12 protein-coding genes and 1 pseudogene are annotated in these 11,759 nt (G+C 44.7%); 6 read left to right on the top strand and 7 right to left on the bottom strand.

All coding sequences use genetic code 11. The features are described from left to right. Positions 1-110: 110 nt before the first annotated feature. The 4 genes from H6G17_RS30780 to nblS all read left to right on the top strand — a co-directional run bounded on the left by H6G17_RS30780 (position 111) and on the right by nblS (position 5,666). On the top strand, positions 111-590 hold the full coding sequence (locus H6G17_RS30780) for a Uma2 family endonuclease (RefSeq protein ID WP_192162313.1): 480 nt from the start codon (positions 111-113) through the stop codon (positions 588-590). A gap of 77 nt (positions 591-667) precedes the next feature. Further along, positions 668-2,101: a deoxyribodipyrimidine photo-lyase gene (locus H6G17_RS30775; protein ID WP_192162312.1), complete on the top strand. Its 1,434-nt coding sequence runs from the start codon at positions 668-670 to the stop codon at positions 2,099-2,101. A gap of 77 nt (positions 2,102-2,178) precedes the next feature. Further along, positions 2,179-3,567 (top strand): phosphoribosylamine--glycine ligase, encoded by a 1,389-nt coding sequence (gene purD / locus H6G17_RS30770; RefSeq protein ID WP_192162311.1) that lies wholly within the window; start codon positions 2,179-2,181, stop codon positions 3,565-3,567. 125 nt (positions 3,568-3,692) lie between these two features. Next, a complete protein-coding gene (nblS, locus tag H6G17_RS30765; RefSeq protein ID WP_192162310.1) occupies positions 3,693-5,666 on the top strand; it encodes a two-component system sensor histidine kinase NblS in 1,974 nt (657 codons plus the stop codon). On the opposite strand, the gene H6G17_RS30760 is transcribed toward nblS, so the two are convergent. The 4 genes from H6G17_RS30760 to H6G17_RS30745 are packed head-to-tail and all read right to left on the bottom strand — an operon-like array spanning position 5,663 to position 7,876. After that, positions 5,663-6,202, bottom strand: coding sequence for a GNAT family N-acetyltransferase (locus H6G17_RS30760; protein WP_192162309.1), 540 nt, complete (start codon positions 6,200-6,202; stop codon positions 5,663-5,665). The two genes, nblS and H6G17_RS30760, sit on opposite strands and share 4 nt — an antisense overlap. Next, on the bottom strand, positions 6,199-7,197 hold the full coding sequence (locus H6G17_RS30755; protein WP_192162307.1) for a threo-3-hydroxy-L-aspartate ammonia-lyase: 999 nt from the start codon (positions 7,195-7,197) through the stop codon (positions 6,199-6,201). Before H6G17_RS30755 ends, H6G17_RS30760 begins: the two co-directional genes overlap by 4 nt. Next, complete coding sequence (locus tag H6G17_RS30750; protein ID WP_192162305.1) at positions 7,190-7,555, bottom strand: zinc ribbon domain-containing protein; 366 nt, start codon at positions 7,553-7,555, stop codon at positions 7,190-7,192. Before H6G17_RS30750 ends, H6G17_RS30755 begins: the two co-directional genes overlap by 8 nt. 12 nt (positions 7,556-7,567) lie before the next feature. After that, positions 7,568-7,876: a TIGR03792 family protein gene (locus tag H6G17_RS30745; RefSeq protein ID WP_106546990.1), complete on the bottom strand. Its 309-nt coding sequence runs from the start codon at positions 7,874-7,876 to the stop codon at positions 7,568-7,570. A gap of 235 nt (positions 7,877-8,111) precedes the next feature. Here H6G17_RS30745 and H6G17_RS30740 point away from each other — a divergent pair, with 235 nt between their 5' ends. Further along, positions 8,112-8,435, top strand: a complete 324-nt coding sequence (locus H6G17_RS30740; protein ID WP_015155970.1) for a phasin family protein — start codon at positions 8,112-8,114, stop codon at positions 8,433-8,435. 115 nt (positions 8,436-8,550) lie between these two features. Then, positions 8,551-9,099, top strand: a complete 549-nt coding sequence (locus H6G17_RS30735; protein WP_192162303.1) for an FKBP-type peptidyl-prolyl cis-trans isomerase — start codon at positions 8,551-8,553, stop codon at positions 9,097-9,099. A 137-nt stretch (positions 9,100-9,236) separates the two neighbouring features. On the opposite strand, the gene dnaB is transcribed toward H6G17_RS30735, so the two are convergent. From dnaB to H6G17_RS35025, 3 genes and pseudogenes are all read right to left on the bottom strand, one after another. Next, positions 9,237-10,592, bottom strand: a complete 1,356-nt coding sequence (gene dnaB, locus H6G17_RS30730; RefSeq protein WP_192162301.1) for a replicative DNA helicase — start codon at positions 10,590-10,592, stop codon at positions 9,237-9,239. Positions 10,593-10,754: 162 nt separating this feature from the next. Beyond that, positions 10,755-11,213: a 50S ribosomal protein L9 gene (gene rplI / locus H6G17_RS30725; RefSeq protein WP_192162299.1), complete on the bottom strand. Its 459-nt coding sequence runs from the start codon at positions 11,211-11,213 to the stop codon at positions 10,755-10,757. Between the two features lie 402 nt (positions 11,214-11,615). Further along, a pseudogene (locus tag H6G17_RS35025) lies at positions 11,616-11,759 on the bottom strand (photosystem II q(b) protein); the annotation flags it as partial.

The following is an 11,759-nucleotide window of genomic DNA, read 5'->3' as shown; positions in this document are numbered from 1 at the left end:
GAGAAAGAGGAAACTATAGTACCAGGCGTGTTAAATTTCACTCGAATCAGTCTAATTAATTTTTTGTTACATACTTGTAAATTTTCCTGTCTACTTACTTATTAGTTACTTTGAGAACGGAAAGCAAGAGAGCTAACCTGGGGCTACTGGTTCATCCCCAACCAGTACTCGTACTGGGTAGAAAAGATACTCGCAAGCCTGACTTAATTGTAATCAAACGCGAAGATTGGAATCGACAAACTCAGATAGAAGCAGTACTGAGAGAACTGCCTAGCATTGCAATTGAAATTGTTAGTACCAACTGGGAAGATGACTATAGAAATAACCCCCTTTGGTATGCTGCTTTTGGCGTACAAGAACTATGGATTATCGATCCGCTATTTCATCTCGATAGATATCCAAATAGACGCAATCCAAAAATCTTGCAACCGACAATTTCTATCGGACAACTAGTAAATTCTGACAGCATCGTGGCAGAAAAAGAATACCGCTTTGAGAGTTTTACAGGTAGCGATCGCCTTAAATCTCAATTTTTTCCCGATCTCAATTTAGCAGTAGCTGAAATAATTGCCTTTGGAGAAGGAATCTGAAAAACATCCAGTGGATTGATGCTGTCTGGTAGCAGAAACCTTTATGCTAGTACGAGTGAACTAAGTAGTAACTGTGAATGTCTGATCTCATCCTCTTCTGGCATCGTCGCGATTTACGGATTTCTGACAACACTGGACTAGCTACGGCAAGGCAACGAACTCAAAGGGTAGTGGGAGTATTCTGCCTTGACCCCAATATTTTAGAACGGGATGATGTCGCTCCCGTACGAGTAACGTACATGATAGGCTGTTTGCAACAACTACAGCAGCGTTACGCCCAAGTTGGCAGCCAGTTGTTAATTTTGCAAGGCGAACCCCGTGAAGCCATTCCAGCGCTGGCTAATGCCCTGAGCGCAAAAGCTGTATTCTGGAACTGGGATGTAGAACCATATTCTCAGGTACGCGATCGCGCTGTCGTCGAAACCTTGAAAGAAAAAGGCATCCAAGTCTTAGAAGAAAATTGGGATCAAATTTTACACTCCCCAGATGATATTTTTACTGGTTCTAACCAACCCTACACCGTATTTACTCCCTTCTGGCGCAACTGGAGTAGCAAACCGAAAGCCTCACCCGCACAAGCATTACAAGATGTAGAAGGGTTGACGGAACAGGAATTACAAACTGCAAAACAAGCAGGTGCGATCGCCTTGCCTACAGCCAAAGATTTAGGATTTAATTGGGAGAATGGTTTAGTTATCGAACCAGGGGAAACACCTGCACGAGAGAGATTAGAACAATTTTGCCATCGAGCGATCGAAGAGTATAAAGAACAGCGGAATTTTCCCGCTAATGATGGGACATCTCAACTCAGTGCAGCGTTAAAATTTGGCGCGATCGGTATTCGTAGAGTTTGGGCTGCTACAGTTGAGGCAATGGAAAATACTCGTAGCGATGAAGCACAGACGAGTATTCGCGCTTGGCAGCAGGAACTTGCATGGCGAGAATTTTATCAACACGCCATGTATCATTTCCCCGAACTCGAACAAGGCGCATATCGACAACAATTCAAGAATTTTCCTTATGAAAATAACGAGGAATATTTCCAAGCTTGGTGTGAAGGCAGAACGGGTTATCCAATTGTCGATGCAGCAATGCGACAGATGAATAATATTGGGTGGATGCATAATCGTTGTCGCATGATCGTCGCCAATTTTCTCACCAAAGACTTACTCATCGATCCGAGATTGGGAGAAAAATATTTCTATCAAAGACTGATAGATGGCGATCTTTCAGCTAACAATGGCGGTTGGCAGTGGAGTGCTTCAAGTGGCATGGACCCCAAACCAATTAGAATTTTCAACCCTGCTAGTCAAGCCCAAAAATTCGATCCTGAAGGAGAATATATTCGCGAGTGGCTGCCAGAACTGCGGTCTTTTGATACCGAAGAATTATTAAGTGGAAACATTTCAAAACGCGATCGCGCTGCCGTAGACTATCCTAATCCAATCGTGGATCATAAAATCCAACAGCGACAGTTTAAAGTTATTTATCAACAGCAGAAAGAATTGTAGAGACGTTACATGTAACGTCTCTACAATTCTCCAACCCCACAATACGAGATAATCGATCGCAGCATTAGAGGAAAGCAGTGAAAGTTTTAGTCGTAGGTAATGGGGGCAGAGAACACGCGATCGCTTGGGCTTTGTTGCGATCGCCCCAGGTAGAACAAGTATTGTGTATCCCTGGGAATGGAGGAACGGCAACGCTGTCACGCTGTCAAAACTTGCCCTACTCTGTGGATGATTTTGAACGGATCGGTCAAGTAGTCCGAGAACAGGGGATCGATCTCGTGGTAGTGGGTCCAGAAGTTCCTCTAGCTATAGGAATTACAGATTATCTCCAAGCTCAAGGCGCAATGGTATTTGGTCCTACCAAAGCTGGGGCGCAAATTGAAGCGAGTAAAGCCTGGGCAAAAGCTTTGATGCAGGAAGCAGGCATTCCCACAGCTAAGGCTGCTGTATTTACCCAGGAATCTGCTGCTAAAGATTATGTCACCGCACAAGGAGCGCCTATCGTCGTCAAAGCTGACGGATTAGCCGCAGGTAAAGGTGTAATCGTAGCCGAAACAGTCGCACAGGCACATCAAGCTCTAGAAGCGATTTTCGCGGGGCAATTTGGCGACGCGGGTAAGTTTGTCGTGGTTGAAGAATGTCTAGTAGGACAAGAAGCGTCTGTATTGGCATTGACAGACGGGATAACGATTCGTCCCCTACTACCAGCCCAAGACCATAAACGCATCGGAGAAGGGGATACAGGCGAGAATACGGGCGGAATGGGAGTGTATGCCCCTGCGCCCCTGGTTACACCAGAGTTAATGGCAAGGATCGAACGAGAAGTATTACAACCTGCGATCGCCACTTTACGCTCTAAAGGCATCGATTATCGGGGCGTATTATATGCAGGTTTGATGATTGCTCCTACAGGGGAATTTAAAGTTCTAGAATTCAACTGTCGCTTTGGCGATCCTGAAACCCAAGCTATTTTACCTTTACTGGAAACCCCCCTAGAAGAGTTACTCGTGGCTTGTTGTCAGCAAAAACTAGGTGAATTGCCTCCCATCGCCTGGAAGCCGGGAGCCGCCTGTTGTGTTGTCGCCGCCGCCAAAGGCTATCCAGGTGCATATGAAAAAGGTCATGTCATCACAGGAATAGAATCAGCCGAGGCTTCGGGGGGTTGTGTATTTCATGCTGGAACCAGACTAGGACAAGGGGGACAAGGGGGACAAGGGGGACTGAGAGAATCCCAACTCCCGACTCCCGAACGCCAGTTTGCTCAACGGGGGACACCCCCGCACGCAACTGGCTCCTCCCGACTTCCGACTCCCGTAATTACAGATGGGGGAAGGGTTTTAGGCGTAACTGGAGTAGGAGAAGATTTCGAGCAAGCGATCGCCCTTGCTTATGATGCGATCGCCCAAATCCATTTTGACGGCATCTACTATCGCCGCGACATCGGCTACAGAATTCGGAATTCGTAATTAGCCTCTACCCGACTCCTGTACGGGCGCACTGCTGTGCGCCCCTACGACTCCCCTCTTTGTCTTTTAAGTCGAAAAACTTTACCTTAGAACAAAGGACTTATAAAATACCAATTTTTATTCAAATGTTAGCGCCGTTAAAAACAATCCGAGAAGCGATCGCCCGTTGGTGGTTTGAGCTAACTCTGCCAACTAAGTTGATGGCTGCTGCGACGCTGGTGGTTTCGTTAATTGTCAGTGGTTTCACTTTTTGGGCAGTTAACACGATTCAAGTGGATGCAAGGGTAAATGAAACCCGCTTCGGACGTGATTTGGGGTTGTTACTTGCTTCTAACGTTGCCCCTCTGGTAGCGGAGAATAATTACACCGAAGTCGCTCAGTTTTCTCAACGCTTCTACAGCAGCACTTCTAGCGTGCGCTACATGCTCTATGCCGACGAAGCAGGAAAAATCTTTTTTGGAATTCCTTTTTGGGAACCAGCCGTACAAACTTCACTGACAATTGAGCGCCGGATTCAGCTACCAGAAGATTACGCCGCTAATTCTGAATTGCCGATGGTGCGACAACACCGAACGCCGGATGGGGAAGTCACGGATGTTTTCGTTCCGCTCAACCATGAAGGTAAATACTTGGGCGTTTTGGCAATTGGAATCAACCCAAATCCTACAGTTGTCACTTCTTCCAATCTCACCCGCGATGTAACAATTGCTGTTTTCGTGTCAATTTGGGTCATGGTCATTTTGGGTGCTGTCTTCAATACTCTCATGATTACCAAACCAATTAAAGAGTTATTGACGGGTGTGAAAAATATCGCAGCTGGCAATTTTCAACAGCGGATCGATCTGCCTTTGGGAGGAGAACTCAAGGAATTGATTTTTAGTTTTAATGAAATGGCAGAACGTTTAGAGCGTTATGAAGAACAAAATATCGAAGAACTCACTGCCGAGAAAGCTAAATTAGAAACTTTAGTTTCTACTATTGCTGATGGTGCTATCCTGCTTGACACCAATATGCAAGTGATTTTAGTTAATCCCACAGCACGACGGATTTTTGGCTGGGAAAATGGAGAGGTCATTGGAGATAGCGTCTTAAATCATCTACCAATCTCAGTGCAAGCAGAATTAAATCGCCCTTTATACAAGATAGCAAGGGGAGAAAGCGAAAGTGCAGAGTTTAGAATTCTGCTTTCTCAGCCAACTATGCGCACGATTCGGATTCTTCTGACTACCGTTCTCGACCAACATCGAGAAAGTATTAAGGGAATTGCTATGACAGTGCAAGACATTACTCGCGAAGTTGAACTGAATGAGGCAAAAAGCCAATTTATCAGCAACGTCTCTCACGAATTACGCACACCTTTGTTTAATATCAAGACTTATATTGAAACCCTTCACGACTACGGTGAAAACCTCAGCACCGAAGAACAGCGGGAATTTTTAGCAACTGCAAATAACGAAACCGATCGTCTCACTCGTTTGGTTAATGATGTCTTAGACTTATCTCGTTTAGAATCTTCTTGTCGAATCTATCATTTTGAAGGGGTAGATTTGGCACAAGCAGTCGAACAAACTTTGCGGAATTATCAATTGAATGCTAGAGATAAAGGAATTGAATTAATTCAGCAAATCGAACCCGAACTACCACAAGTTTTCGGACATTACGACTTATTGCTTCAAGTATTTACTAATTTAGTTGGGAACGCACTTAAATTTACTCAGCAAGGTGGAAAAGTAGCGATCCGGGCGTATAAAATGGAGCCTGCGAGCGGCGATCGCATTGTATCTCCCCAGGTGAGAATTGAAATTTCTGATACAGGAATTGGTATCGATCCAGAGGATCAAGCAGCTATTTTCGATCGCTTTTTCCGCGTGGAAAACCGCGTACACACTTTAGAAGGAACTGGATTAGGACTTTCTATTGTGAAAAATATTATGGACAAGCATCATGCCAACATTCATTTGGTTAGTGAGGTTGGTGTCGGGACAACTTTCTGGTTCGATCTAGCAATATTTCAAGAACATAGTAATAAGAATATTGGCATATCAGAAGTAGAAATTTCAACTGAAACTACAATTGATACAACCGCTCATGTAGTTTAACGCGATGAAATGCGATCGCATATAGTTGTTATATTTTGCCATCCATAGGCAACTTCCTTTAAAATCACCCCGCCTCTTTCAATCTGCTTTTCATATACTTTTTGTCCGCAAAGATTTTCATAAAATCTACAGGCAGGGTTATCTGCTAGTACCCAAACTAACATCGAGTCAAAACCCAATTCAGATAGTTTATTTACAGCATAGAGAGTTAATTTGTAACCAATTCCCTGACGCTGGTATGCTTCTAAAATGTAGATAGCGTATAATTCACCTTTGTAGGTGCGATCGCTAGTGCGTTCTTTTCCACCATTAGCAAAACCAATAATTTGTCCCGAATCATTTTCAGCTACATCAACAAATTGGCTGCTACTCATAGTATCTTCTATAATTTTTTGCCAAGCAATCTCTCGCTGCCGATCGGAAATTTTAGCTAGAGATGATTCTGGGAGAATTCCTTTATATGTCGTATACCAAGTATCCACATGTACCCGTGCGATCGCTTGTACGTCGTGTAGATTGGCTTCTCTTATAATCATTGCTGGTTTAAAGCAGAAAATATAGCTCCAGCTTGCTGCAAATCCACATTTCCACCGCTGATAATTATGCCAACCTTTGCCCCTGGTACAGTCACAACACCTTCTAATAAAGCAGCTGCAGCTAATACTCCTGTGGGTTCGACGACAATCTTCATTCTCTCCCACAAAAAATACATGGTGTGTTTAATTGCATCTTCCGAAACTGTCACCATGTCATCTACATATTTCAATACTAAAGGAAAAGTAATTTTTCCCAAAGACGGAGTACGAGCGCCGTCAGCAATTGTATCGGGATTACGAACCGTATGCAGAGTTTTGGAATAAAACGATCGCGTCGCATCATCTGCTCTTTCCGGTTCTACACCAATAACCTTACACTGCGGGGAAAGTGTTTTAGTCGCGATCGCGCATCCCGATAATAAACCCCCACCACCACAACAAACTAAGAGTAAATCTAATTCTCCCACTGCTTCGATTAATTCTTTAGCAGTTGTACCCTGTCCGGCGATAACTTGAGGACGGTCGTAGGGGTGAATAAAAGTGAGTTGGCGTTCCCGACATAGTTCTGCTGCTAACTCTTCCCTTGTCATTTCGGCGCGATCGTACAACAAAACCTCTGCACCATAACCCTGCGTTGCTGCTAACTTCACAGCTGGCGCATCCTTGGGCATAACAATTGTAGTGGGAATGTTGAGTAACTGACCAGAAAGCGCGATCGCCTGAGCGTGATTTCCCGAAGAAAATGTGAGTACACCCTGCCGTTTTTGTTGTTCTGAGAGCTGCGACAATGCATTATACGCCCCCCGAAATTTAAACGCTCCCATCCGTTGAAAGTTTTCGCACTTAAAAAACACCTGTCTTTGCGTCAGTTTGTTTACCGTTCTGGAAGTCATTACGGGAGTTTTGTTAGCAACACCTGCTAAACGTTGATGCGCTGCCTCGATATCTGCAAAGGTGACAATATTGGTGTCGATGGGAGCTTCTGTTTTAGACATGACTCAAAGCGATAAGGAAACAGACTAATAACAACCCTAGAATTAACAGCAAAGATTGATTGCGCTTCAGCCAATTTTGCAACCCAACAGCAGGACTCCTACTTTTTTGTCTTTGCTCCTCCTCCAGTCGTTTTTGTCCGATGTTTTGGTAAAGCGTACACTCTGTCGCATATGGACGCTGGGGATACGTGCAGCTATCATCTAAATGGTAAGTACAGGTTTCACACAAAGGTTCTTTACCTGTAGTGCGGTGCAAGGGAATGCCTGGATGACCGAATGCTTTCAGCTGCGTGCGACAATAAGGACAGCTCACCGCCTGAGAGTCAACTGTTTGATGGCAACGGGGACAGGTAGGCATGGTACAAAGCAATTACGACTGAGGAAACTTGCGGACTTGATACTCGGATGACTGAATCAACTCGTAGGTTTTCCCCATCTGCTGGGCAAACTTAGCATCAATCTTGTCGAGTTGCTCGGTAGGGATAGATTTCCATTGCTCTCGCGTTGCCCAACGAATAATCATCGCAACCTCCGTTGGGACATTAGGTTCTATCCAAACCTCTTTACTGAGAAATCCAGGATAGCCAGATAGTGCAGTCGTCCAAATTTCTGCATCTTTTTGGATAAATTTCTCCCTTAATTCAGGAGTGACTTTAAACTTGAGAAACTCAATAACCACGCGCTTTTTTCTCTACTGCTCGAAAGGATGGCGATCGCCAAATTTGCCAGAATATAACAGGAGGAGTTGGGGTGACATGTTTTTAGCATAGCTTAGGGAGTAGGGAGTAGGGAGTAGGGAGCAGGGAGCAGGGGCAGGGGCAGGTTCACCTGAAATCTCTGTAAGTCACAAAGTCACTTGGTAAACCCGCCCCTACAACTTGTTGATAAATTCCTTTAACTAACTGGATAGCAGGATGGATAATAACAACTGGATTAAACAATTATTGATGCTCGGTGTCGGTACAACTTCCCTTGTGGCTGAGAAGCTGCGGGAAGTAAGCGATGAATTGGTCAAGGATGGCAAAATGAATTCTGACCAAGCCAAAGTGTTTGTAGACAACATGATGCAGCAGCTCAAGATCGATCCCACAACTTTTGAGGCGCAGTTGCAACGGCAGATCCGCAATGTCATGCAGGATCTTGGCGTACCCCGTCAGTCAGAAATGGACGAGTTACGAGGACGGATCGATCGCCTAGAGCGTCAAATCCGCGATTTGGAAAATAAGATGTGGCGATAAGAGTCATTTGTCATTGGACATTTGTACTCACCAATGACGAATGACCAATGACCAATGACCACTCATTACAAGATATAGTAGTGACGCACTTGCATAGCTGAAGGAGGGTCTAATTTTGAAAGAAATTCTCATCAGCGTGGGAATTACATTAGTTTGCGTCGTGCTTTTGGTGCTAGCTCAGGTAGGAGGAGCGAAAGATAACGCTCTGGCTGAAACTACATCTGTTAAAGCATCAACTCAAGCCACATCCAGCACGCTTATAGCCCAGAAGCCAACGCAAACCCCAACTGCACCAAATAAGGTAACTCCAATGTCTGACGATAAAGCAATCACAACTGATTCTGGGCTGAAATACACCGTCCTCCAAGAGGGAAGCGGAGAAATGCCGAAAAAAGGTCAAACCGTCGTAGTTCACTATACAGGAACTTTAGAAGATGGTTCTAAGTTTGATAGCTCTCGCGATCGCGGTCAGCCTTTTTCGTTTAAAGTTGGTACGGGACAGGTAATTAAAGGCTGGGATGAAGCACTCAGCACGATGAAAGTAGGCGAACGTCGCCAAATCGTTATTCCCCCAGAATTAGGTTACGGCGCACGCGGTGCGGGTGGCGTTATTCCTCCCAACGCTACGCTGATTTTTGACGTGGAGTTGTTGAAGGTTAATTAATTAGTCATTGGTCACTTGTGATTGGTCATTGGCAAACACAAATGACCAATGACGTAGGGCGTAGACACCCGAAGGGTGGCTTCTCGAAGAATAGCCCTTCCCAAAGGGTATGACAAATGACAATTGAAAAATTCTGCTTAAAAATTCTGCTTGGCTAAATTCACAAATTTGGTCAAGTTTGGATCGAATAATAGCTTGATAGTTCCGGTGGGACCGTTGCGGTGTTTGGCGATGATGACTTCGGCAATGTTGCGATCGGGAGAGTCGGGGTTGTAATAAGAATCGCGGTAAAGCATAATTACGATATCCGCATCTTGTTCGATCGAACCCGATTCTCGCAAGTCTGACATCATCGGGCGTTTGCTATTCCGGGCTTCTACACTACGGCTGAGCTGAGAAAGGGCAATAATTGGTACGTTGAGTTCTCTCGCTAATCCTTTGAGCGATCGCGTGATTTTTGATAATTCTTGGACGCGATTATCGCCGCTACCTTCCATTAATTGCAAATAATCGATCAGAATTAAACCTAATTCTTTACCTTTTTCTGCTTGCAGGCGACGAGCTTGACTACGCATTTCCATCACGGTAATGTTTGGCGTATCGTCAATATATATCGGTAAATCTGACAGTTCGCCGATCGCGTGAGACAATAATTCCCACTCATTCTGAGCAATTCTTCCCGTCCGCAACCTCTGACTCTCAATTCCCGCTTCGCTGGACAACAAGCGCTGTACCAGCTGCTCTTTTGACATTTCCAAACTAAATACTGCGACAGGAAACTTGTGCAGTCTCGCAATGTTATGCGCTAAACCGAGAGCAAAACTGGTTTTTCCCATTGCCGGACGACCAGCGATAATAATCAAGTCGGAACGCTGGAAACCGCCCGTCATTGCATCGAGATCGTAATAGTTACACGATAGCCCAGGCTGGGCAATGCCTTGATTGTGACTCTCAATATCTTGAAAGGTATAGATTAAAGTATCGGAAATTGACACTAATTTCTGCTGCGGGCGTTCCTGAGTCACGCCGAAAACCTTTTGTTCTGCTTGGTCGAGGACAGTTGCTAGCTCTTTATCTGTCTCAAATCCTAGTTGGACGATTTCATTTCCTGATGTAATTAATTGGCGGCGCAGATACTTATCCATCACCAAGCCAGCTAAAGCATCAATATTAATTGCAGAAACCGTCCGGTCTACCAGCTGGACTAATTTGCTTTTACCACCAATTTTACTGAGGAGTTCGCGATCGCTCAACCAACCAACAACACATAGTAAATCTGTAGGTTTACCCTGCGCGTGCAGTTGCAGTGCGGCGCGATAAATTTCTTTATGGGCATCAATATAAAAGGCATCTGCAATTAGGCGATCGCTCACTCTACCAATTGCTTCGGGATCGAGTAGAATACCACCTAGAATCGCTTCTTCTGCCTCAACATTTTGAGGTGGCAGGCGATCGACACCATCACTGACAAATTTTTGTTGATTATTGTACATATATAAAAAATAACAGGCAAAAGTTCAAGAAGCTCTCTCTACTTTTACCCGATCTTTTTGATAACTGGTAATTGGTAATTGGTACGCTAAGACTCAGGAGTCAGAAGCCAGGAGAAGGTAAATATAAATTCTTCTCACGCACCACTCACTACGCACCACTCATTACTCTGCTACAACCTTCACTTCTACCGTTGCTGTCACATCTTGATGCAACTTCACGTCGGCTCTATAAGTACCGAGTTTACCAATGTCAGGTAAGGTAATACCACGACGATCCACTTCTTGACCGATCGCTTGCTGAATTAAGGTAGCTAATTCCCGGTCTGTCACCGTACCAAAAATCGCTTCTTTCTCTCCTACTTGCTTGGCAATGGTGAAACTGCCAACTTTTTCTAAAGCCGCTTTCAATTCTTGTGCTTGCTGCTTTAATTCTAATTGTCGTTGCCGTTCAACTTCTCGACGACGTTCGACTTGCTTTAAAACTCCAGATGTAACTGGTACTGCCATTTTTTTAGGCAGCAAATAATTGCGGGCGTAGCCAGGGGCTACATCAACTAGGTCGCCATTTTTGCCTAGCTTGAGTATGTCTTGCGTTAAAACTAATTGCACTCGTTTCGCCATGAGCTGTCCTGTATACTTAAATATTTTTCTGCGATCGCGGTTACTACTGAAGATAGGATACCAAACCAATCTTTTGCACCGGACTACCCCCTATCATCCTTCTACCAGAGAAAGATAAGAGGGGGTAGAGTACCTGTACCAATAGGTTTCTAGCCTTGAGCCGCGACCGACGGTATGAAAAGGCTCTTACCTCTGCTACCGTCTCCAGACTCATCTTTAATGGAGCTAGGGCAAGACTTACTATTTTAGTTGAATTGTAGAGATCAATGCAAGTAAGGGTGGATTCGCCAACCATATTTATTGCTCAATTTAAACATCTCTGTAAATCTGCCCTTACCAGACTTAGAGAAAGCAAAAAGCGCCCCCCTTTTCGGGGAGGCGCTTTTTCGTTAGAAGGGCGAATTAGCCATTGAGGGAAGGAGCTTCGACAGCAGCTAAGTCGAGTGGGAAGTTGTGAGCATTGCGCTCGTGCATTACTTCCATACCCAGGTTAGCGCGGTTGAGGATGTCTGCCCATGTGCCAATCGCATGTCCTTGAGAGTCAAC

It is taken from the genome of Chroococcidiopsis sp. [FACHB-1243] (assembly GCF_014696895.1).
Lineage (GTDB): Bacteria > Cyanobacteriota > Cyanobacteriia > Cyanobacteriales > Chroococcidiopsidaceae > Chroococcidiopsis.
Note: the sequence above shows the minus strand (reverse complement) of the source record. Positions and strands in the feature narration are given on the sequence as shown.